The sequence below is a fragment of the Photobacterium aquimaris genome, from assembly GCF_002954455.1.
Lineage (GTDB): Bacteria > Pseudomonadota > Gammaproteobacteria > Enterobacterales > Vibrionaceae > Photobacterium > Photobacterium aquimaris.
This window is the reverse complement of record NZ_MSCC01000001.1, coordinates 216,830-241,154: the sequence shown is the minus strand read 5'-3', so window position 1 is coordinate 241,154 and position 24,325 is coordinate 216,830. Positions and strand designations below refer to the sequence as shown.

19 protein-coding genes and 2 tRNA genes are annotated in these 24,325 nt (G+C 41.6%); 3 read left to right on the top strand and 18 right to left on the bottom strand.

The window, feature by feature from the left end; genetic code table 11:
* The 11 genes from rbfA to rlmE all read right to left on the bottom strand — a co-directional run bounded on the left by rbfA (position 1) and on the right by rlmE (position 11,262).
* Positions 1 to 402, bottom strand: coding sequence for a 30S ribosome-binding factor RbfA (rbfA, locus tag BTN98_RS00950; RefSeq protein WP_060997669.1), 402 nt, complete (start codon positions 400 to 402; stop codon positions 1 to 3).
* Between the two features lie 98 nt (positions 403 to 500).
* Positions 501 to 3,233: a translation initiation factor IF-2 gene (gene infB / locus BTN98_RS00945; protein ID WP_060997668.1), complete on the bottom strand. Its 2,733-nt coding sequence runs from the start codon at positions 3,231 to 3,233 to the stop codon at positions 501 to 503.
* Between the two features lie 27 nt (positions 3,234 to 3,260).
* Entirely contained in the window at positions 3,261 to 4,748 is a 1,488-nt protein-coding gene (gene nusA / locus BTN98_RS00940) for a transcription termination factor NusA (RefSeq protein WP_060997667.1), read from the bottom strand.
* Positions 4,749 to 4,770: 22 nt separating this feature from the next.
* Positions 4,771 to 5,226: a ribosome maturation factor RimP gene (gene rimP / locus BTN98_RS00935; protein ID WP_045042274.1), complete on the bottom strand. Its 456-nt coding sequence runs from the start codon at positions 5,224 to 5,226 to the stop codon at positions 4,771 to 4,773.
* Between the two features lie 187 nt (positions 5,227 to 5,413).
* Positions 5,414 to 5,490, bottom strand: a tRNA-Met gene (locus BTN98_RS00930).
* A 57-nt stretch (positions 5,491 to 5,547) separates the two neighbouring features.
* Positions 5,548 to 5,632: transfer RNA gene (locus tag BTN98_RS00925), tRNA-Leu, on the bottom strand.
* Between the two features lie 11 nt (positions 5,633 to 5,643).
* Complete coding sequence (gene secG, locus BTN98_RS00920) at positions 5,644 to 6,033, bottom strand: preprotein translocase subunit SecG (RefSeq protein ID WP_082732128.1); 390 nt, start codon at positions 6,031 to 6,033, stop codon at positions 5,644 to 5,646.
* A gap of 270 nt (positions 6,034 to 6,303) precedes the next feature.
* Positions 6,304 to 7,641: a phosphoglucosamine mutase gene (gene glmM, locus BTN98_RS00915; RefSeq protein WP_060997666.1), complete on the bottom strand. Its 1,338-nt coding sequence runs from the start codon at positions 7,639 to 7,641 to the stop codon at positions 6,304 to 6,306.
* Positions 7,642 to 7,737: 96 nt separating this feature from the next.
* Positions 7,738 to 8,571 carry a dihydropteroate synthase gene (folP, locus tag BTN98_RS00910; protein ID WP_060997665.1) on the bottom strand — a complete coding sequence of 278 codons (834 nt, stop codon included), beginning with the start codon at positions 8,569 to 8,571 and terminating at the stop codon, positions 7,738 to 7,740.
* 68 nt (positions 8,572 to 8,639) lie between these two features.
* Positions 8,640 to 10,583 (bottom strand): ATP-dependent zinc metalloprotease FtsH, encoded by a 1,944-nt coding sequence (gene ftsH / locus BTN98_RS00905; protein ID WP_060997664.1) that lies wholly within the window; start codon positions 10,581 to 10,583, stop codon positions 8,640 to 8,642.
* A 49-nt stretch (positions 10,584 to 10,632) separates the two neighbouring features.
* On the bottom strand, positions 10,633 to 11,262 hold the full coding sequence (rlmE, locus tag BTN98_RS00900; protein ID WP_060997663.1) for a 23S rRNA (uridine(2552)-2'-O)-methyltransferase RlmE: 630 nt from the start codon (positions 11,260 to 11,262) through the stop codon (positions 10,633 to 10,635).
* A 212-nt stretch (positions 11,263 to 11,474) separates the two neighbouring features.
* Between rlmE and yhbY the strand changes: the two genes are divergently transcribed.
* Positions 11,475 to 11,771: a ribosome assembly RNA-binding protein YhbY gene (gene yhbY / locus BTN98_RS00895; RefSeq protein ID WP_036795986.1), complete on the top strand. Its 297-nt coding sequence runs from the start codon at positions 11,475 to 11,477 to the stop codon at positions 11,769 to 11,771.
* A 145-nt stretch (positions 11,772 to 11,916) separates the two neighbouring features.
* On the opposite strand, the gene greA is transcribed toward yhbY, so the two are convergent.
* Positions 11,917 to 12,390 (bottom strand): transcription elongation factor GreA, encoded by a 474-nt coding sequence (gene greA, locus BTN98_RS00890; RefSeq protein WP_060997662.1) that lies wholly within the window; start codon positions 12,388 to 12,390, stop codon positions 11,917 to 11,919.
* Between the two features lie 604 nt (positions 12,391 to 12,994).
* Here greA and BTN98_RS00885 point away from each other — a divergent pair.
* Both BTN98_RS00885 and dacB read left to right on the top strand, forming a co-directional pair.
* Complete coding sequence (locus BTN98_RS00885; RefSeq protein WP_060997661.1) at positions 12,995 to 14,059, top strand: porin; 1,065 nt, start codon at positions 12,995 to 12,997, stop codon at positions 14,057 to 14,059.
* A gap of 147 nt (positions 14,060 to 14,206) precedes the next feature.
* Positions 14,207 to 15,628, top strand: coding sequence for a serine-type D-Ala-D-Ala carboxypeptidase (gene dacB, locus BTN98_RS00880; RefSeq protein WP_268875320.1), 1,422 nt, complete (start codon positions 14,207 to 14,209; stop codon positions 15,626 to 15,628).
* Positions 15,629 to 15,776: 148 nt separating this feature from the next.
* Here dacB and BTN98_RS00875 read toward each other — a convergent pair whose 3' ends face one another.
* From BTN98_RS00875 to fkpB, 6 genes are all read right to left on the bottom strand, one after another.
* Positions 15,777 to 16,565: a magnesium transporter gene (locus BTN98_RS00875; protein WP_060997706.1), complete on the bottom strand. Its 789-nt coding sequence runs from the start codon at positions 16,563 to 16,565 to the stop codon at positions 15,777 to 15,779.
* A 491-nt stretch (positions 16,566 to 17,056) separates the two neighbouring features.
* Positions 17,057 to 20,275, bottom strand: a complete 3,219-nt coding sequence (gene carB, locus BTN98_RS00870; protein ID WP_060997659.1) for a carbamoyl-phosphate synthase large subunit — start codon at positions 20,273 to 20,275, stop codon at positions 17,057 to 17,059.
* Between the two features lie 16 nt (positions 20,276 to 20,291).
* Entirely contained in the window at positions 20,292 to 21,431 is a 1,140-nt protein-coding gene (gene carA, locus BTN98_RS00865) for a glutamine-hydrolyzing carbamoyl-phosphate synthase small subunit (protein WP_060997658.1), read from the bottom strand.
* Between the two features lie 553 nt (positions 21,432 to 21,984).
* Positions 21,985 to 22,794 (bottom strand): 4-hydroxy-tetrahydrodipicolinate reductase, encoded by an 810-nt coding sequence (gene dapB, locus BTN98_RS00860; protein WP_060997657.1) that lies wholly within the window; start codon positions 22,792 to 22,794, stop codon positions 21,985 to 21,987.
* Between the two features lie 119 nt (positions 22,795 to 22,913).
* Positions 22,914 to 23,858: a 4-hydroxy-3-methylbut-2-enyl diphosphate reductase gene (gene ispH / locus BTN98_RS00855; protein WP_060997656.1), complete on the bottom strand. Its 945-nt coding sequence runs from the start codon at positions 23,856 to 23,858 to the stop codon at positions 22,914 to 22,916.
* A gap of 12 nt (positions 23,859 to 23,870) precedes the next feature.
* Complete coding sequence (gene fkpB, locus BTN98_RS00850; protein ID WP_060997655.1) at positions 23,871 to 24,305, bottom strand: FKBP-type peptidyl-prolyl cis-trans isomerase; 435 nt, start codon at positions 24,303 to 24,305, stop codon at positions 23,871 to 23,873.
* Between the last annotated feature and the right edge of the window lie 20 nt (positions 24,306 to 24,325).

Below are 24,325 nucleotides of genomic sequence, written 5' to 3'. Positions count from 1 at the left end.
TTACTCCTCGCCTTTTTCTACTTCGTCTTCATCACCACGACGATCTTCATCGTCACGTACCGCTTTTGATACTAGGTTAGAAATACGCATACCTTCAGTTAACGATTGATCAAAAATGAAGTTAAGCTCAGGTGTTACACGTAGGCGAATTTCTTTACCTAGTAGTGAACGAATGTAAGGTGCCATTTCACGTAGTGCTGCCAAGCTGCCTTCGGCAGTTTGCTCACCAATCGGAAAGAAAGTTACATAGATTTTGGCGTAGTTCATATCACGCGATACATCAACACTTGAGATTGTTGTCATTGCGATCGCTGGATCTTTGATTTCACGCTGTAAAATCACTGCTAATTCTTTTTGTAGCTGTTGTGCTACACGTTGGGTACGGCTAAATTCTTTTGCCATTGTCTTGCTCTCTCTAAGAATAATGCTCTTGAAAGAATGGGGAGCCGAAGCTCCCCATTATCATTATCATGTTGAAAAACAACTATCTACACTGATTATTAGTCAAGTGTACGTTGGATTTCAATAATTTCGAATACTTCGATCTGGTCGCCAACGCGAACGTCGTTGTAGTTCTTAACGCCGATACCACACTCGTAACCGTTCTTAACTTCAGCAACGTCATCTTTAAAGCGACGTAGTGACTCAAGCTCACCTTCGTAGATAACTACGTTTTCACGTAGAACACGAATAGGGTTGTTACGCTTAATAGTACCTTCAGTTACCATACAACCAGCGATTGCGCCAATCTTAGGTGACTTAAATACGTCACGTACTTCAGCAAGACCAATGATCTCTTGCTTGAACTCAGGAGCCAACATACCGCCCATCGCCGCTTTAACTTCGTCGATTAGTTGGTAGATGATTGAGTAGTAACGTAGGTCTAGGTTTTCATTTTCGATTGTTTGACGCGCAGACGCATCAGCACGAACGTTGAAACCAAGTACGATTGCGTTAGAAGCTGCTGCAAGTACTGCATCAGTTTCAGTGATTGCACCAACACCTGAACCTACGATGTTCACTTTAACTTCATCAGTTGAAAGCTTACGTAGTGAGTCAGCGATTGCTTCAACAGAACCTTGAACGTCTGCTTTAAGCACAACGTTTAGTTCAGCAACTTCACCAGCTTCCATGTTAGCAAACATGTTTTCTAGTTTAGCTTTTTGTTGACGTGCTAGTTTAACATCACGGAATTTACCTTGACGGTAAAGTGCAACTTCACGTGCTTTACGCTCATCACGTACTACAGTCGCTTCATCACCTGATGATGGCACACCAGAAAGACCAAGGATCTCCACAGGAATCGATGGACCTGCTGATTCGATTTCTTGACCTTGTTCGTTGCGCATTGCACGAATACGACCATGCATTAGACCACAAAGAACGATATCGCCTTTACGCAATGTACCTTCTTGAACAAGTACTGTTGCAACTGGACCACGGCCTTTATCAAGACGAGATTCAATAACAACACCTGATGCCATGCCTTCTTCAACTGCTGTTAGCTCAAGAATTTCTGACTGAAGAAGAATTGCTTCTAGTAGACCATCGATGTTAGTACCTTGTTTCGCAGAGATGTGAACAAACATGTTCTCACCGCCCCACTCTTCAGGCATAACGTCGTATTGAGCTAACTCGTTCTTCACGTTATCTGGGTTTGCATCTTCTTTATCGATCTTGTTTACCGCAACGATCAAAGGTACACCAGCCGCTTTTGCGTGCTGAATCGCTTCGATTGTTTGTGGCATTACGCCATCGTCTGCAGCCACAACAAGTACAACGATATCTGTCGCTTGAGCACCACGAGCACGCATAGCTGTAAACGCTGCGTGTCCTGGAGTATCAAGGAACGTGATCATACCGTTTTCAGTTTCAACGTGGTAAGCACCAATGTGCTGTGTAATACCACCTGCTTCGCCAGAAGCAACGTGTGCTTTACGAATGTAGTCAAGTGTTGATGTCTTACCATGGTCAACGTGGCCCATGATAGTAACAACTGGTGCACGAGAAACTTTCAATAGATCAGCTGCGTTACGATCAGAAAGCACCGCTTCTTCAAGCTCGTTTTCTTTACGTAGAATAACTTTGTGACCCATTTCTTCAGCAACTAATGTTGCTGTTTCTTGGTCGATAACTTGGTTGATAGTCGCCATAGCGCCCATCTTCATCATTACCTTGATAACTTCAACGCCTTTAACAGACATTTTGTTCGCTAGCTCAGCAACTGTAATCGTTTCACCGATAACAACATCTTGCTTAGCAACTAGTGCTGTCTTATCGAAGCCATGTTGCATTGAAGCTGGTTTGTTCATTTGTGGCTTACCGCGACCACGTTGGTTACGACCGCCACGGCCACCACGTTCGTCTTGCTTAGCCGCTGGCTTTTTCTTTTTACGACGGCGAGAAGTTTCTTCTTTGCGGTCTTGTTCATCTTCTGCAGCACGAGCATAAGTAGATGTCGTTGTATGGTAATCAGATTTTTCCATACTTACTGCTTGCTCAGGTTTTACCCCGTTTTTCTCGTTCTGTTCTGCCATTTTGCGAGCCTCTTCTAGCTGACGCTGACTTTCTTCTTCGGCTTTTCGCTTGGCTTCCTCTTCCAGACGACGCTGTAGTACTTCAGCATCTAACTTAGCCTGTTTGTCAGCGACGGTGCGCTTAGCTTTTTCGTCAGCTTTGCGCTTATCCTGTTCGGTACGATTCGCTTTATCCTCAGCGGCACGCTTTAGTTTCTGTTCTGCTTCACGCTTAGCAGTTTCTTCTGCTTTACGCTGCTCTTCAGCTTTACGTAGTGCAGCTTCCTCTGCGCTACGTTTTGCTGCTTCTTCTGCGGCTTGTTTGGCAATCATGTCAGCTTCACGTTGCGCTTTTGCTTCCGCTTCGCGCTTAACAGCTTCTTCTGCTGCACGTTGTTCATCCTCTAGTGCTGAACGTTTCACGTAGGTGCGCTTTTTGCGCACTTCTACTTGAACATTTTTGCTCTTGCCACCACTGCCAGACACACTTAGTGTACTTCGTGTCTTACGCTGCAGAGTCAGACGAGTCGGAGCGCCGTCAGTATTGCCGTCACTACCATGCTCCTTTTGGAGATGGTTAAGTAACGCCTGTTTTTCGGTTTGGCTTACATTTGCATCAACATTCTTAGCTATCCCAGCATCTGAAAACTGTTGAAGTAAACGGTCAATCGGCGTACCAATTTCTTCCGCCAATGTTTTAACGGTAACCTCTGACATAATGCTCCTCCCTTGCTTTATTTTTTATTACGCTTCGTCGCTGAACCAGCAAATATTACGCGCAGCCATAATTAGCTCACCCGCTTTTGCTTCGTCCACGCCTTCAATGTCGGTCAAGTCATCAGTTCCTTGATCAGCAAGATCTTCAAGCGTACAAATACCTTTTGCTGCAAACTTAAACGCTAATTCGCGCTCAAGACCTTCCAGACTTAATAAATCTTCAGCTGGTTCTACACCATCAAGCGATTCTTCTTTAGCAAGCGCTAACGTAGTCAATGCAGCTTTTGCACGGCTACGTAGTTGCTCAATAGTCTCTTCATCAAGACCATCAATATCCATTAATTCACTTAATGGAACGTAAGCAATTTCTTCTAGTGTAGTAAAGCCTTCTTCTACCAATACAGTGGCAAAGTCTTCATCAATATCAAGGTGCTTAGTAAACACTTCAATTGATGCTTGTGCTTCTGCTTGGTGTTTTTTCTGTAGATCTTCAACTGTCATTACGTTTAGTTCCCAGCCAGTAAGCTGTGATGCTAGACGTACGTTTTGACCGTTACGACCGATCGCTTGTGCCAGATTATCTTTCTGTACAGCGATATCCATAGTGTGGTTGTCTTCATCAACAATAATTGAATCAACTTCCGCAGGTGCCATTGCATTGATCACGTATTGTGCAGCATTCTCATCCCACAATACGATATCAATACGCTCGCCGCCAAGCTCACTAGAAACAGCTTGAACACGTGCGCCACGCATACCAACACACGCACCAACAGGATCAATACGCTTATCGTTAGTTTTTACTGCAATTTTTGCACGAGAACCAGCATCACGTGCTGCACCCATTAGCTCAATCAGTTCTTCGCCCATTTCAGGCACTTCAATGCGGAATAGCTCAGATAACATTTCAGGCTTAGAGCGCGTCATGAATAACTGGAAACCACGAGCTTCAGGGGCAACTTTGTAAAGTAGACCACGAACACGGTCGCCTGGACGGAAGTTTTCACGAGGAAGTTGATCATCACGCTGGATAACCGCTTCTGCGTTGCTGCCTAAATCAATAATTACTGCGTCACGATTTACTTTCTTAACAATACCAGTAATTAGCTCACCTTCGTTGTCAATAAATTGTGCCACGATTTGCTCACGCTCAGCTTCACGTACTTTTTGTACGATAACTTGCTTTGCTGTTTGCGTAGTAATACGGTCGAACGTTACAGATTGAATATCATCTTCAACATAATCGCCAAGAGCAATTGTTGGATCTTCAAATTGTGCCGCTTCTAAGGTAATTTCAAGTGTAGGTTGAGTCACCTCTTCTACTGCTTTCCAACGACGGAAAGTTTCAAATTCACCAGTTTTACGATCGATAACAACACGAACTTCGATTTCAGCTTCGTGTTTCTTTTTAGTTGCTGTCGCTAATGCAATCTCAAGCGCTTCAAAGATACGCTCGCGAGGAACAGCTTTTTCGTTGGATACCGCTTCTACGACAGCCAAGATTTCTTTGTTCATTTCTAATGCCCCAATTTAGCGGTTAGAATTTTGGAACTAGGTTGGCCTTGGAGATATTGCTAAGTGCAAAGGACTCGTCATTGCCATCTACGTTAAGTGTGATCAGTTCGCCTTCAACAGCGACAATGTCACCTTTCCACTTACGACGGTTACCCATCGCCATTTTTAATACTAAGCTAACTTCATGACCAATAAATTGTTGGTAATGTGCTGCTTTGAAGAGTGGTCTTTCCAATCCAGGGGAAGACACTTCTAGGTGGTAAGCAACAGTAATTGGATCTTCAACATCCATTACTGCACTAATCTGGCGGCTAACCTCTGCACAACCGTCTACATTTATACCATTTTCATGGTCAATAAACACGCGAAGTGTGGAGTGCTCACCAGCACGGATGAACTCTAAACCAACAAGTTCAAAGCCAATAGCTTGAACTGAAGGCTCAAGTAAGTCGGTTAATTGTGTCTCTAAAGCTGTCAAGACAACCCCCCGGAAACAAAAAAAGGGCATAAAGCCCAGTAAATACCTGAATGGTCATGTTTCAGATAATAAAAAACCCCGAATACGGGGTTTTTATTACTGGACCCTGATTACTAAAACCATGCAAGCAAGTGTCTTAGTAAGAAAACAAACATTCAAAAGTAAGAATAGTCTATTTTCAGGAAAGTGGTTGCGGGGGCCGGATTTGAACCAACGACCTTCGGGTTATGAGCCCGACGAGCTACCAAGCTGCTCCACCCCGCGTCCGATTCTGAACTGAGTATACCGTTCAGATGTTACTATTACAAGTAACCAGTATAATGGTGCCGAGAAGGGGACTTGAACCCCTACACCTTACGGCACTAGCACCTCATGCTAGCGTGTCTACCAATTTCACCATCTCGGCTAAATATTTACTTACTGAGATTTCTCACTTGTTGCTGGTGTTGTTTCAGCAGTGTTCTCAGTTGTTTTTTCAGCTGTAACAACTTTATCTGTAGTTACAGTCTTTGGTGTTTCAACAGTTTGTGTTGTAGCAGGAGCCGAAAGGTTATCCCAACCACTTGTCTCTGTTGCTTGCTTGGTACTGATGTTGCCAAGAACAAGACTGATCACAAAGAAAATTAGTGCACAAAGTGTTGTCATTCGAGTTAGAAAATTTCCTGAGCCGCTAGAGCCGAACAAAGTTCCTGAAGCACCAGCCCCGAATGAAGCTCCCATATCTGCGCCTTTACCTTGCTGAACCATTACTAGGCCAATTACACCAAGCGCAGCGACAAGATAAATCACAAGTAGAATTTCGTACATGGGTTCCACCTATGGTTAAATTGCTATACCGGCTTTGCTTTAGCAGTGCCAGCGCATTCCTCTTATCTAGAGAGCGAATGAATACTAGCGAAACCCTGTAACAGTGACAAGTAATATTTACTAAAAAAGTGAATATTCCGAACCACTTGCACAACATTTAGCCAAAAACAAAGTCATCGAAATAAAAAGGCTGACCATATTTGTATTAGCCAGCCTCCTCCTTTATTGAATAATGTTTAAAAAATTAAACAGTTATCAATAACCATTACATTAGCAGTTTTCTTTTACTGCTTTTGCAATATCTAATGCATATTGCTTAACATCAGCTGCATTTTGGCCTTCAACCATAACACGGATTAATGGCTCAGTGCCTGATTTACGTAACAATACGCGACCATTATCACCTAATTTTTGTTCAACCGCTTGAGTAGCTGCAATAACAGCTGCTGATTGTAGAGGATCGTTGTCACCCTTAAAGCGAACATTTTCCAAAACCTGCGGGAACATTATCATGCCATCACTTAGCTCTTTCAGGCTCATTTTACTTGCTACGATAGAAGCCATAACTTGTAAACCAGCAACAATACCGTCACCTGTCGTTACTTTATCAAGTAAAATTACATGACCTGAATTTTCAGCACCAATTAACCAATTATGCTTTAGTAGTTCTTCCATTACATAACGGTCACCCACTTTTGCACGTACAAAAGGAATGCCTAGATTTCTAAGTGCAACTTCCATGCCCATATTGGTCATTAGCGTACCAACGACACCGCCTTTCAGTTCGCCACAACGTAATGCATCACGTGCAATGATGTAAGCAATCTGGTCACCATCAATTTTATTACCAAGCTCATCCACCATGATAATACGGTCACCATCGCCATCAAGGGCAATACCAAAGTCAGCTTTTTCAGCTAATACTTTAGCTTGTAATGCGGCAACATCTGTAGCACCTACTTTATCATTAATATTGATACCGTTTGGTTCGCAACCAATAGTAATAATTTCAGCACCTAATTCAGCGAAAACTTTAGGAGCAATATGGTACGTAGCACCATGCGCACAATCGACGACAATCTTAAAACCTTCAAGGCTTAGATGATTAGGGAATGTACCTTTACAAAATTCAATGTAACGTCCAGCAGCATCATCAATACGGTATGCTTTACCCAATAGTGCTGATTCAACACACGTTAATGGTTTTTCCATTTCAGCTTCAATGGCTAATTCAACTTCATCCGGTAATTTAGTACCTTGAGCCGAAAAGAATTTGATGCCGTTATCATGGTAAGGATTGTGCGATGCAGAAATTACAATACCCGCTTCAGCACGAAATGTACGAGTTAAATAGGCAACAGCAGGGGTTGGCATTGGACCAGTAAAAGCCGCTTTTAGACCAGCAGCGGCAAGACCTGCTTCTAAAGCAGACTCAAGCATGTAACCTGAAATGCGAGTATCTTTACCTATTAATACTTTTTTAGTACCTGTTTGTGATAATACACGTCCTGCAGCCCAACCCAGTTTCATTACAAAATCAGGTGTAATTGGACCTTCACCAACAAAACCACGAATACCATCAGTACCAAAGAACTTACGTTCAGCCATTTTACACTCCTAGCTTTCTTTTTTATAAGTATATTGATTGTAATTAGCGTTGTGCTTTTCATTACAATCATTCACTGAAATAAGGTTATATCTGCATTATTTGGAATAATTCATCACTATATTACAGACTTTCATAACATCAATTGTCTCTTGTACGTCATGAACTCGAATTATTTGTGCGCCTTTCATTGCAGCCACAGTTGCACAAGCTAAACTACCGGCTAAGCAATCAACGGCTGGTTTATCTAATAATTTCGAAACCATTGATTTGCGTGACATTCCCGCTAATAACGGTAAACCAAACTGATGAAATTGTTCAAATTGAGCTAATAATTGATAATTATGTGCCATTGTTTTACCAAAACCAAAGCCGGGATCTAATACCAGTTGTTGGCGGCTAATGCCTTGTTTCTCACAAGCTTGAATACGCTGGTGAAAAAAATGATTTACATCTGTGATCAAGTCAACATAATTAGGATCAGCTTGCATTGTACGCGGTTGACCTTGCATATGCATCAAGCATATAGGAACATTTGCTTTGGCCGCAGCAACTATTGCTCCTGGTTCTTGTAATGCACGTACATCATTAATTAAATCAGCCCCTGCATTTACCGCCTCAGTCATTACCTGCGCTTTACTGGTATCAATTGAAATCCAACAATCAAATCGTTGTCTAATCGCTTCTATTACCGGAATAACACGTGCAAGTTCTTGTTCAATACTTACATCGGCAGCACCTGGACGCGTCGACTCACCACCTATATCAATGATAGCTGTACCTGCTTCAACCATAGATTTGACATGATGGAGCGCACTATCTAATTGATTATATTTACCGCCATCAGAAAATGAATCGGGGGTTATATTAACAATCCCCATCACTTGAGGTGTTGTCAGATCAAGCGTCTTAGTTTTACTGATTAACATCATGTTATGACTCCGGAAATTTCCATAAAAAAAACCCCGACCTAAGTCAGGGTTTTCTATTCACTTAGCAATTAGGCTTGTGGTTTAGTATCTGTATCATCTTTTTCAGATAATGCATCGATACCATCGCCTACAGGCTCATCAGGTGCTAGCTCTGTTTCAGGTGCATTATGGATTGTATCACCGTCATCAGCCCAACCTTTTGGTGCGCGAATCACAGCCTTACGTTCCATTAGGTCATCAATCTGACCCGCATCAATGGTTTCATACTTCATCAATGCATCTTTCATTGCATGCATGATATCCATATTATCAACCAAAATTTGACGTGCGCGCTGGTAATTACGGTCAATCAGAATACGAACTTCAGTATCAATCAGCTTCGCAGTGTCATCAGACATATGCTTACTTTGTGTTACTGAACGACCAAGGAATACTTCACCTTCGTCTTCTGCATATAGTAACGGCCCTAACTTGTCAGAGAAGCCCCACTGCGTCACCATCTTACGTGCAATATCAGTTGCGCGTTCGATATCGTTTGAAGCACCAGTAGATACTTTCTCACGACCATAGATAAGCTCTTCAGCCAAACGACCACCGTAAAGACTTGAAATCATTGATTCTAAGAATTCACGAGAATGACTTACACGATCTTGCTCTGGTAAGTACATTGTCACACCTAATGCACGACCACGTGGAATAATTGATACTTTGTACACTGGATCGTGATCCGGTACTAAACGACCAATAATTGCGTGACCTGCTTCGTGGTATGCAGTTGATGCTTTCTGATCTTCAGACATCACCATTGATTTACGCTCAGCGCCCATCATGATTTTGTCTTTTGCTAGTTCAAATTCAACCATTGAAACAGTGCGTTTCTCACCACGAGCGGCGAATAATGCAGCTTCGTTAACAAGGTTTGCAAGATCAGCACCAGAGAAACCTGGTGTACCACGAGCAATCAATGATGGATTAACATCACCGTCTAGCGGCACTTTACGCATATGAACTTTAAGAATCTGTTCACGACCACGTACATCCGGAAGACCAACTACAACTTGGCGGTCAAAACGACCAGGACGAAGTAATGCAGGATCCAGAACATCAGGACGGTTGGTTGCGGCAATAACGATAATACCTTCATTACCCTCAAAACCATCCATTTCAACCAGCATCTGGTTCAGTGTTTGCTCACGCTCATCGTGACCACCACCAACACCAGCACCACGTTGACGACCTACTGCATCGATTTCATCGATAAAGATAATACAAGGCGCTGCTTTCTTCGCTTGTTCAAACATGTCACGGACACGGGATGCACCCACACCGACAAACATTTCAACAAAGTCAGAACCAGAGATAGTAAAGAACGGTACTTTCGCTTCACCAGCAATAGCTTTTGCTAGTAATGTTTTACCAGTACCAGGAGGACCAACCATCAACACACCTGTTGGGATTTTACCGCCTAGTTTTTGGAAACGGCTTGGATCACGTAAGTAATCAACCAGTTCTTTAACGTCTTCTTTAGCTTCGTCACAACCAGCTACATCAGCAAAGGTTGTTTTGATTTGGTCTTCACCCATCATGCGTGCTTTAGATTTGCCGAACGACATGGCACCTTTGCCACCACCGCCCTGCATCTGACGCATAAAGAAAATCCAAACACCAATAAGCAATAGCATAGGGAACCACGAGATGAAGATTGAAGCTAAAAGGCTTGGTTCTTCTGGTGGTGTACCCGCAACTGCTACGTTTGCGTTAATAAGATCGTCTAACAGTTTTGGATCATTTGCGACAGGTAAGTATGTTACATAGCTCGCATTATCACGTTTGGTTACAGTGATTTGACGATCATTGAATCGTACTTCCTTTATCTGATCCTGACCGATTTGACGGACAAATGTCGTATAATCGACTTGGCCTTTGGTACTATTACTATTGGTTCCAAAACTCTGGAATACAGACATAAGAACAACAGCAATGACCAGCCATAAAATCAAGTTTTTTGCCATGTCACTCAAGGTGTTAACCTCGCGATAACTAAAAGATGAATGTAGATTACTACAGTTTGTAACCTGTAGCCACAATATAGACTTCACGCGAACGATCTCGCGAGGAATCAGGTTTACGAATTTTGACCACTTTAAACATGCTACGAATATCAGCTAAATATTGGTCAAAGCCTTCACCTTGGAAAACTTTTACCGCAAAACTGCCATTCGGTGCAAGCACTTGTCGACACATATCTAATGCAAGCTCAACAAGATACATAGCTCGAGGTTGGTCGGATGCAAGGTTACCACTCATATTAGGAGCCATATCAGACATTACCACATCAACCATATCTGGTTGAATGCGTGTTAATAAAGCCTCTAATACTGCTTCTTCACGGAAATCACCTTGGAGGAAACTAACCCCCGGCAGTGAATCCATTGGCAAAATATCACAAGCGATGACCTGTCCTTCATCACCTACAATTTCTGCCGCGTACTGTGACCAACCACCTGGTGCAGCACCAAGGTCAACCACTGTCATGCCCGGTTTTAATAATTTATCTTTATTTTGAATTTCTTCAATTTTAAAGAAAGCCCGTGAACGGTAGCCCCGTTTTTGTGCTTCTTGTACATATTTATCGTCAAAATGTTCTTTTAACCACCGGCCTGAGCTAGCGGATTGTTTTTTTCTACTCATGCTAAACCTAATGAGTTGCCATACTTAGTAAGTATACGTCGGCTAAAGACTTTATCGCACCTAATTCATTAGATTGCGCCCTAAAAATGTGCAGTGCAACATAATCACTGTAAATTTTCCGACTGTCATCTATTAAACAAATTAGTCTTCTAGACTAGATGGCGGTAGAATGTCGCGTTTTCAACCCTTGTAACTAAAAAAATAGAGTCATCATGAATCTAAGCACAAAACAAAAGCAGTTCTTAAAAGGCCTTGCTCACAACCTAAAACCTGTTGTTCTTATGGGTGCCAACGGCCTAACTGAAGCAGTATTAGCCGAAATCGATTTAGCCCTAAACCACCATGAGCTTATTAAAGTAAAAGTGGCTTCTGAAGATCGTGAAACTAAATTATTAATCGTCGACGCTATTATTCGCGAAACTAAAGCTGAAAAAGTACAGGTGATTGGTAAAACATTAGTGCTTTACCGTCAAACAGAAGATCGTAAAATCGAACTTCCTCGTAAATAAAAAAGGCCGCCTAGCGGCCTTTTTTATATTCGTCGTTAGCAATAAACATATTTTGTTAACGACAAACCTTACCGTAATTAATAAGTTAACGCTTATTTGTCAAACATAGTCTAAATTTTTACGAACAACAAACAGCAATTAAATATTAAATGTATTGTACATCCATGATTTCAAATTCTTTTAAGCCGCCAGGTGTTGTAATTTGAACTTCGTCACCAACTAGCTTACCAATTAAACCACGTGCAATCGGTGAGTTAACTGAAATTAAATTTTGCTTAATATCTGCTTCGTCATCACCGACGATGCAATAATTCATTTCTTTATCACTATCTAAATCTAACAGTTTAATAGTGGTACCAAAAATAACTTTACCTGTGTTTGCTAATGTTGTTACATCAATAACTTGGGCAACTGATAATTTATATTCAATATCACGAATTTGTGCTTCACAAATACCCTGCTCTTCACGTGCAGCGTGGTACTCAGCATTTTCTTTTAAGTCACCAAGTTCACGTGCTTCAGCAATCGCTTGAGAAATAAGCGGACGACGCTTTAATAATACCTCAAGTTCCTTGAGCAGCTTTTGTTCGCCGCGAACAGTCATTGGTACTTTTTCCATAAATAAATAGCCTCTGTAACCTGATAGCGCTCGCCAATTTCAGGTAAATAGCGCCAGTCTAGCCCATGGCTAGCCCGACAGAATAAAAAATGATTTGGTTTATTTTAAACAAAGATGACTCAGAGATCATCATTGATAAATGATAATCCGTATTTAACTGTCATTTTTATGCTAATTCTTTTATTTCACCGCAGTCCTAAAAACATCCGTGTCGCGATTAATAGCCACCAAAGATCAAACACGCTTTAATGTCAGCACTTACTATTGTGATATTGGCGCTAACAACATAAAAAACGTTACAATCTAAGCCATATCAAAAAGCGCGCTAAATCACACTCTTACAAATAAAAATGTCCTTTTTAAATATAAAAAAAACAATATTTTCTAAATAGAACTAAAATTCAAAAAATAATTAGAACTTTTACTTATTTAGCTAACACACTGATAAAAAACACGATAAGTACCATAAAAACTAAAAACCACTTATTTAAACTATTTTTCAGTTTTTTTTACTAACATATTACCAATGACACAAGTAAAAAGAACGCCATAGCATTTGGCATCAAAATGCAACCTATAAAAAAATCATATAAAGGATTCGGTAATGAACAAGAACCTAATTGCTCTAGCAGTAGCAGCAGCGACTTTCTCTGGCGCAGCATCAGCAGCAACAGTTTACTCAGATGACACTTCTAGCCTAGCTATCGGCGGCCGTGTAGAAGCTCGCGCACTTTCTTCTGAGAACGCAACAAACGACCAAGTTACTGACGTTCTAAAGCAACACACAAGCAACGATGTAACTGACATTTCACGTGTACGTGTAAACATTGATGCTAAAACACAAATCGCTGACGGCGTACAAGGTATTGGTTACTTTGAGCGTGAATTCAAAGCTGATAACGCTAACGATGAAAACCGTTACATCTATGCGGGTGTAAACAGCGATAAGTACGGCCAAATCGTTTACGGTAAGGCTGACGGCTCTCTAGGTATGATCACTGATTTCACTGATATCATGGCATACGCAGGTTCTGTTGTTGGTGGTTCTAAGCTAGCTGTATCTGACCGTACTACAAATAACCTAGCTTACTCAGGTACATTTAATAACCTAACTTTCAAAGCGAACTACGTATTTGATGGCGCGGCTTACAACGAAAAAACTGGTCAGAAAACAAACCAGAATGGTTTCTCAACTGCGGTTAAATACAATGTAGCAGATACAGGCCTTGCTCTTGGTGCTGGTTACGCGCAGCAGAAAGATCAAACTGCAATCAACAACCCAGTAAACCAAACATCTAAGCAAACATTTGCTGTAGCATCTTACACTATGGGCGATCTATACTTCGGTGGTCTATACAAGTACGGTCACCGTGATGCAACTAACCTAGTGAATGGCGACGTAACAGATTCTCAAGGTTACGAATTCGCAGCCGCTTACACTATGGGTAAAGCCGTATTTACTACTACTTACGGCTTCATGAAAGACGAGCGTAACACTAGCGGTGCTTACGATGAGTTAGCAAACCAACTATCTGTTGACGGTACTTACTACTTCAACAGCAACTTCCGTACTTACGCTTCTTACACATTCAACATGCTTGATAAGAACAAAGTAGGTAAAGTTGCAGCATCTGACCAAGTTGTTCTTGGTGCACGTTACGACTTCTAATCCAAACGATTAAAAGCGTACTACAAAGCGTCGGCCTCGGTCGGCGCTTTTTGCTATCTTAGCTAACACATTATTGGTGATAACGATATCAAACGGCTTTTTTTACTAACAGTGTTAAAAAAGCTATGATTATGATTCATTTTATTTATGCCAATATTCCTAAAGATGCTTAAAAGACTTATTTGTTCTGCCTTGCTGCTAACAAGCATGCCATCACTTGCAGCGTTTGCGCCTCAGCAAGCCCTCAAGCAATTACCGACAGGTAGTGATGCCTCACTACTGGTTGTTAACCCTGCAACCAACAAAATCATTTACCAACACCAAGCCAGCCATCTCCAAGCACCAGCTAGTACTCAAAAGTTATTAACCGCACTTGCGGCTAAATTATATTTAGGTAATGATTTCCGTTTTAGTACTAACCTTGAGACTCAAGGCAATAATGTTATTTTAAATTTTAATGGTGATCCAACCCTAAAAAGCAGTGATATTGCCAACTTGTTACGCCAACTCAAGCAACAAGGTGTTAGTACAATTAAAGGTAATCTTTATCTTAATGGTGGTCACTTTACCGGATTTGAACATGCGGTAGGCTCACCGTGGGATATGCTGACTCAGTGCTACAGTGCGCCATCAAGTAGCATTACTTTGGAGCATAACTGTTTTGAAGGGGCGTTATATTCAAACATGGCTTTTGGTGCTAAAACACGGCTACATATTCCTAGCCACCAGCCAATTACTGCTACCAATGATGCAATTGTGGTCACCAAAACACAGCAAAAAGAACACCACTGTGAGCTATCACTGCAAGCCAATGATAATAATAACTACCACATCACAGGCTGTATTCAACCTAAAAAAGATCCACTCGCGCTGCGATTTGCGGTACAAAATACCACGCTATATACAACAGCTATTATTAAGCGTGAATTAAAACAAGCAGGGATCAATTTAGACGGTAAAATTTTACGTAATGACACCATCAGCGGTAAGATCATTGCAACCCATCAGTCTGCGCCATTAACGACACTGCTGTATATCATGCTTAAACGTTCTGATAATTTATTTGCCGATAACCTTGCTAAAACCATCGGCGCTAAATACTTTAATCAAGCGGGTAATTATGCCAATGGTGTCGCCGCTATTAAAGCGATCCTAAAACAAAAAGCCAATATTGATTTATCTAACACTATTATGGTTGATGGTTCAGGCCTTTCGCGTAATAACCGCTTAAACACCCATGATTTAATGGAAGTGCTTACTTACATTTACCAGCACCCGAAACTAGGATTAATCACCGATTTACCCGTTGCAGGTAAAAGTGGCACTCTTCAATACCGTAAAAGTGTTCAAACTGCGCCGTTAAAAAATAATATTATTGCCAAAACAGGCTCATTATTTGGCACTTATAATCTTGCTGGTATTATTAAAACTAAATCTGGTGAGCCACTATTATTTGTACAGCTGGTAACTAACTATTACCCAACAGATGCCGAATTAAAGGCGAGTCCGTTACCGCCAATCAATCAGTTTGAAAAGCAATATTATACGTCGCTATATAATAATTACTGATTGACTGACAATATTCGTTAGCAACATCTAAAAGCCCTATTTATCGATGATAATCTTAAAAACATTCATCAATAAACAGGGCTTTTTTAAAACAGTTAATCACAATTACCATAATTAACGGTTAACTAATACGCCATAACCATCATAATTAATGGCCTAACCCAAGGATCCAATTAATGGTGTTAAAATAAATAACCATCCCTGTAATATCAACCATTGAAGCTAATACGGGGCTTACAAGCACTGCAGGATCTAGGTTAAATGCGCGCGCAATTAATGGCAATAATCCCCCAGCACTGGTTGATACCACATGACCACTAAAGAATACCACTCGACCAACGATCACAGCCGCTAGTCCAAACGCAATCACTAATGAAACACGAAATTCTTTCCATAAGACCGCCATCCAATCTCGAGATCGTATTTCCTCCATCGCTAATGCACGTACAACAAGCGTCGCTGCTTGCGAACCTGTATTACCACCAGCAGCAGCTATCACAGGCATATAAATCGCAAGTAACACTAATTGGCTTAATGTGTCTTCATAATGAGAGATAATTAAACCTGAAATAATGCCCATTAAAGCTAAACCAACAATCCAACCAATGCGTTCACGCACGTGACTAAATACACTATTTTGTAAATAATGCCCTACAGGTTCAACTTCAGAACAAATCAACCCTAATCCATTAGCCAATTGTCGCACTTTAACGTCTTCTTTACGTTCATCAAGACGATCAAGTAATAATTGAACATGGCGTAAAGGGCATTCATGAAGCATGACTAATGCTTCGGGTAAGGCCATTTTTGCTAATAATTGTGCTTGCTCATCTAAATCATATTTTAGAAAAGCATTGCGCACAGCTAAAGCATCGCGTTGATCTAAGTTAGTAGTTGTTGCAGCAGCGGCATAGGCTGCAAAATTCATTACTGTCATGACAGGTTTCCCGGTTAACTGATACTCAAATAAGAGTAATAAGTAGCGACCGTCACAATTTAAAACTTGGCCCTCAACTATAGCAGGCATACCATTAGGCCTACCGCTAATAACAGCCATAAATAGACTGGTATTGAGGGTATTCAATAGTCAAATTGCATTGAAATATAAACGGGAAAATCGAGGAAAATATCGTGGATAAGTTATCGCACTAAAAGAAGGACATATTATTCCGAGCCTGGCAGCACGGAACTGTTACAAATACCGTTGCTAGACTTGATTTTCCACCATCATACTCGGGGGGTGGTCGGTATCGTTCACTTACATCTCCAAAAATATATCGCCTACTGCGACGACTGCATTGTACGCTATTAGTACATTGCTGCAACCAAATCTAGTATTTTCTAAAACACAACAAGCGATAATGCTATCAAATAAAAAAGCCGATCATTTCATGATCGGCTTTAATTTAATTATGTATCGAAATACGATTACTTAATCATTCCATGCAGTTCTTGAATCGATGTTACTGTGTTACGGTCATCTGCAGTGTGTGCCAGACAAGTCGCAAAACCAGCGTTCAAGGTGGTAGTGTAATTGACCTTTTCAGCTAAAGCACTACGACGTAGTACCTTAGAATCCTCAATCGCTTGACGACCCTCTGCAGTATTCACAATGTAGGTGTACTCATTATTCTTAATACGGTCAAGAATATGAGGACGACCTTCGTGAACCTTGTTTACCAAGCGTGGGTTAATACCTGCTTCGCCAAGAATAACCGCCGTACCATGAGTTGCATCAAGTTGGTAACCAAGTTTAATCAACTTAGAAGCCAAATCAACCACACGCTTCTTATCACCTTCACGTACAGAAAGTAATGCACGACCTGATGATGGATACTCTTTACCACAGCCTAGCTCAGCTTTAGCAAACGCTTCTGCAAAGGTATTACCGATACCCATAACCTCACCTGTTGAGCGCATTTCTGGGCCTAACAGCGGATCAACACCTGGGAATTTATTAAACGGCAGTACCACTTCTTTTACTGAGTAATACGGTGGAATGATTTCTTTAGTGAAACCTTGCGACTCAAGTGATTGACCCGCCATTACACGCGCAGCAATCTTAGCCAATGGTGCGCCAGTTGCTTTTGAAACAAATGGTACCGTACGTGCAGCACGCGGGTTAACTTCAATTAAGTAAACTTGGTTATCTTTAACAGCGAACTGAGTATTCATTAAACCTCGAACACCTAATTCAAATGCTAAGTTCTTCACTTGCTCACGCATTACATTTTGAATATCTTGGCTTAGCGTATAAGCAGGTAATGAACACGCTGAGTCACCAGAGTGAACACCGGCTTGCTCGATATGCTCCATGATACCGCCAATTACCACTTGTTCGCCGTCACAAATCGCATCAACATCGACTTCAATCGCATCATCTAAGAAACGGTCTAACAATACTGGTGATTCGTTTGATACACTTACTGCTTCATTAAAGTAACGACGTAAATCTTGCTCATCGTAAACAATTTCCATTGCACGACCACCAAGTACATACGATGGACGTACCACTAATGGGAAACCGATGATTTTTGATTTCTCAATCGCCTGCTCCATCGTGGTCACGGTTGCGTTTTCAGGTTGTAATAAACCTAAACGGTCAACTGCTTGTTGGAAACGCTCACGGTCTTCAGCACGGTCGATAGCATCTGGGCTCGTACCAATAATTGGCACACCAGCAGCTTCAAGTGCACGTGCTAATTTAAGTGGCGTTTGGCCACCGTATTGAACGATAACACCTTTTGGTTTCTCAACACGTGCAATCGCAAGTACATCTTCCAGTGTTACTGGTTCAAAGTACAAACGGTCAGAAGTATCGTAATCTGTTGATACTGTTTCTGGGTTACAGTTAACCATAATGGTTTCGTAACCGTCTTCACGTAATGCTAGTGATGCATGTACACAACAGTAATCAAATTCAATTCCCTGACCAATACGGTTAGGGCCACCACCAAGAATCATGATTTTTTCTTTAGTGGTTGGGTTTGCTTCACATTCATCATCATAAGATGAGTACATGTAAGCAGTATCTGATGAGAACTCAGCTGCACAAGTATCAACACGCTTATACACTGGGTGAATATTGAATTGGTCACGCAGCTTGCGAATTTCACTTTCAGCGACACCAAGCAATTTAGCTAGGCGCGCATCAGCAAAACCTTTACGCTTTAATGTACGTAGTGATTGTTCATTAAGACCTGCAAAACCTGCCGCTTTTACGCGTGCTTCGTCTTTAATAATGTCTTCGATTTGAACCAAGAACCAACGGTCAATGTTGGTAAGGTTAAAGATACCGTCAACTGACATCCCCGCACGGAATGCATCACCGATGTACCAAATACGCTCAGCACCCGCTTCTTTTAGTTCATAGCGAATTTTGCTCATTGCATCAGGTTCATCAAGATCAACCATCTCGTCAAAACCATTCGCGCCAACTTCTAAACCACGTAAAGCTTTATGTAATGATTCTTGTTGGTTACGGCCAATCGCCATTACTTCACCAACAGATTTCATCTGCGTCGTTAGGCGATCGTTAGCACCCGCAAATTTTTCAAAGTTAAAACGAGGAATTTTAGTTACAACATAGTCAATCGTTGGTTCAAACGAGGCTGGTGTTGCGCCACCTGTGATATCATTCATTAGTTCATCAAGGGTGAAACCAATCGCCAGTTTTGCAGCAATTTTAGCAATCGGGAAACCCGTTGCTTTAGATGCTAATGCTGATGAGCGTGATACACGTGGGTTCATTTCGATGATAACCATACGGCCATCTTCAGGGTTAATACCAAACTGAACGTTTGAACCACCTGTTTCAACACCAATTTCACGTAATACTGCTAGCGATGCATTACGCATTAGCTGGTATTCTTTATCCGTTAGTGTTTGTGCTGGTGCAACAGTGATTGAGTCACCAGTATGAATACCCATTGGGTCAAAGTTTTCAATCGCACATACGATAATGCAGTTGTCGTTTTTATCACGCACCACTTCCATTTCGTATTCTTTCCAGCCAATCAGTGATTCATCAATCAACAACTCACTGGTTGGTGATAAATCGAGACCGCGCGAACAGATTTCTTCAAATTCTTGTTTGTTGTATGCAATACCGCCACCAGTACCACCCATCGTAAACGACGGGCGAATAATACAAGGGAAGCCAACCATATCGAGAACTTTGTAGGCTTCTTCCATGGTGGTTGCAGTATCTGCGCGTGGACATTCAAGGCCAATCGCTTTCATTGCTTTATCGAAACGTGAACGGTTTTCAGCTTTATCAATTGCGTCAGCTGTAGCGCCAATCATTTCGACATTAAATTCTTTTAATACGCCATACTTTTCAAGATCTAACGCACAGTTAAGTGCAGTTTGGCCACCCATCGTTGGCAATACTGCATCTGGACGTTCTTTTTCTATGATCTTGCGTACCACTTCCCAGTGAATAGGCTCAATGTACGTTGCATCCGCCATATCAGGGTCGGTCATGATCGTTGCTGGATTTGAGTTAACCAGAATAACGCGGTAACCCTCTTCACGTAACGCTTTACATGCTTGTGCACCTGAGTAGTCGAATTCACACGCTTGACCGATAACAATCGGACCAGCACCTAAGATTAATACACTTTTAATGTCAGTACGTTTTGGCATTTTTACTACTCCCAGTTTAGGCGCTGTGTTTCTTGATTAGTTCGATGAAATGATCAAATAGTGGTGCTGCATCATGTGGACCAGGGCTCGCTTCTGGGTGGCCTTGGAAACTAAATGCTGGCTTGTCGGTACGATGGATACCTTGTAAAGAGCCATCAAACAGGGATTTATGAGTTGCACGTAGATTATCAGGTAAGGTTGCTTCATCAGCAGCAAAACCGTGGTTTTGGCTGGTGATCATTACCACATCACGCTCAAGATCTTTTACTGGGTGGTTAGCACCGTGGTGACCAAATTTCATTTTCACTGTTTGTGCACCACTAGCCAATGCCAGAATTTGGTGACCAAGACAGATACCAAAAATCGGTAACCCTTTATCTAAAAATACTTTCGTTGCTTCAATCGCATAAGTACATGGGGCTGGATCACCAGGACCATTCGATAAGAAAACACCATTTGGATTTAATGCTAATACTTCTTCTGCTGACGTTTGCGCTGGTACTACCGTTAGACGGCAACCGCGATCAACAAGCATACGTAGGATATTGCGCTTAGCACCAAAGTCGTAGGCAACAACATGGTACGGTAGTTCGCTGTCATCTTTTGCTGCAGGTAAACCGCCCGTTAATGTCCATGAACCTTGCTTCCAGCTATAAGTTTCAGCCGTGGTCACTTCTTTTGCTAAGTCCATACCTTTAAGACCAGGGAATGCTTTAGCTTGAGCCAATGCTGCAGTCTCATCAAGGTCATTACCCGCAATAATACAACCATTTAGAGCACCTTTCTCACGTAAAATACGGGTTAACTTACGCGTATCAATATCTGCGATGCCAACAATATTTTGTGATTTAAGGTAGTCAGAAAGGGATTGTTCAGAGCGGAAGTTAGAAGCAATAAGAGGAAGATCACGAATAACCAAACCTTGAGCATGAATTGCTGTTGATTCTTCGTCTTCGGTATTGGTACCAGTATTGCCAATATGAGGATAAGTAAGAGTAACGATCTGTTGCGAGTAAGAGGGGTCAGTGAGAATTTCCTGGTACCCCGTCATCGAGGTATTAAAAACAACTTCACCAACAGCCGAACCATCTGCCCCAATGGACACGCCGCGGAACACTGTCCCATCTTCAAGGACTAACAGCGCAGATTTGCTCAAGACAACCTCCAAAAAATAAAAATGCAATTAAAACAGATAAATTTTCAACTACCCATTCCATTTAACGCCAAAAACCTTTAACTACTGATTTTTGACAAATTGCGCAAATTCTATGGATCAGTTAGCAAACTGTCAACATTTAACTGTAATTAAATTTGGAAAATCACGACTAAGCTCTCTTTTTTACATCAAACACTGAAAAAAACAACTTTAATTACATCTTTAGGACTATTGAATAACGTAACTTGAAATGTAATCGATTGCCAAAGTAACAACCCCATTAACAAAATTTAAAACAGCGCGCAAACGATAAAATAATCGGACTTTACACACAGAAACAACCATAAGCAAAGAAAAAAAGAGCCAAATTGACATAAACAACACCAAAATACACAATTTAACCAGCATTACCCTACGCTTGAGTTACAGCAAAACAATCAGCTTATGCTATGCACAAAACACCCACAAATATGCATAAAAAAAGGCGCATACGATCATTCAGTTATAAAAAAACCTGCACAATGGCAGGTTTTAAAGCGGATAGTGACTAAGTCTATAGTCGATCCAAATCCAACACATCTGTCATGGTATAAAAACCACAAGGCTTATTATTGAGCCATGCTGCTGCACGCACTGCGCCATTAGCAAATGTCATTCTGTCAGTCGCTTTATGGGTAATTTCAACCCGTTCACCAATGTCTGCAAACATAGCTGTATGTTCTCCGACAATATCTCCAGCTCGAATGGTCGCAAAGCCGATCTCATCACGCGTACGCTCGCCGGTGATCCCTTCTCGCGCGTAAACAGCAACATCACTGAGTTTATTACCCATCGCACCTGCAATCGCTTCACCCATGCCTATTGCTGTTCCCGATGGTGCATCTACTTTATGGCGATGATGAGCTTCGATAATTTCAACATCACAGTAGTCTCCCATCACTTTGGCGGCTTTTTCTAATAACTTAAACACCAGATTGACACCTACACTGTAGTTAGGTGCCATAACGACGGCTATCTGTTCTGCTGCAGTATCAATGAGCTGTCGCTGTTGTTCACTAAAGCCAGTAGTACCTATGACTATTTTTTTATGATGCAGCTGGCATAACTCAAGGTTTGCCAGTGTGACTACAGGTGCAGTAAAATCAATTAACACATCAAAGTCATCTATCGCTTGGCTAAGATCATCAATAATAACAACACTCGCCAAACCAATTCCTGCGAGCTCTCCAGCATCCGCACCCACTAAACTCGAGCCTGTACGCTCAGTAGCAACCGTTAGTGTCGTTGTATTTGACAATGCAGTGGCTTTAATTAACTGACGTCCCATTCGTCCGGCTGCGCCGGCTATTGCAATTCTGACCATTAACGTGCGTCTCCTACACTGTTCATTTCATAATAATATCGTTCCACTGTAGCCTGTTGACTATGATAAAAAAAGCCCCAGTTTTCACTGAGGCTCATCAATCACAAACAAACACTGGCTTAGATATTTTTTACTTGTAACTCTTTCGGTACTTCAAAGAACATATTTTCTTCACGACCGGATAATTCTTCAACATTAGTGGCATTAGTCAGCTGCTTAATACGCGTAATAATTTGATTCACTAGCTCTTCAGGTGCTGATGCACCAGCCGTAACACCGACTAAGGTTTTATCTTCAAACCATAGTGGATCAATATCGTCTGCACTATCGGTCAAATAACCCGGCGTGCCAAGTTTTACCGCTAGCTCACGTAAGCGATTTGAATTGGATGAATTTTTAGAGCCAACCACAATCATTACATCAACGGTGGCAGCCATTTCACGTACTGCATCTTGACGATTTTGGGTTGCATAACAAATATCATCTTTACGTGGTCCTTGAATCTCAGGAAACACCTGCCGCAGACGATCAATGACATCGGCCGTTTCATCAACAGATAACGTCGTTTGACTAACAAAATGAAGATTTGATGGATCTTTTACTACTAAAGCATCGACATCTTGTGGTTTCTCAACCAAGTACATACCACCGTCTTGGTTGGCATATTGGCCCATGGTGCCTTCGACTTCCGGATGACCCGCATGGCCAATCAACACCACTTCCATTGCTTTACGACTAGCACGAGCCACTTCCATATGCACTTTTGTTACCAATGGGCAAGTAGCATCAAACACGGTTAATTGTCGTGCTTTGGCTTCATTTCTAACCGCTTGAGATACCCCATGAGCAGAGAAAATAACGATATTATCGTCAGGTACTTCACTTAATTCCTCAACAAAAATAGCTCCACGCTGTTTAAGCCCTTCGACAACAAAGCGGTTGTGTACCACTTCATGACGCACATAAATAGGTGGCTGATACATTTCTAGTGCACGCTCAACAATGCTAATCGCACGATCAACACCAGCACAAAAACCCCGTGGATTTGCGAGTAATATTTTCATCAATTATGGCTCTTAACGTTCAATGGAGACAACTTCAACCTCAAAGGTGACTGTCTTACCTGCTAATGGGTGATTAAAGTCAACGGTCACTGACTCACCCATTACTTGAGTAATTATACCGGGAATATCATGCCCATCAGGTCCTGTGAAGGCAATAATACGACCAACTTCAGCTGGTGTATTTGCACTAAACTTACTCAGATCGACATGATGAATATTATTCGGGTTTGAAGGGCCAAAAGCATCTTCAGGTGCTAAATCAAATGTCGCCTTTTGTCCTACTGTTAATCCTAATAGACATTTTTCAAAGTTAGCAGTAAGACTGCCATCACCCATGCGAAATATCACTGGTTTAGCATTAGCAAACGTCGATTCAGCGACAGACCCATCAGCCAATTTAATCGCAAAATGCATTAGCACTTCGCTGTTATCCTTGATCACCGACATATATTTTCCCCTATTATTGG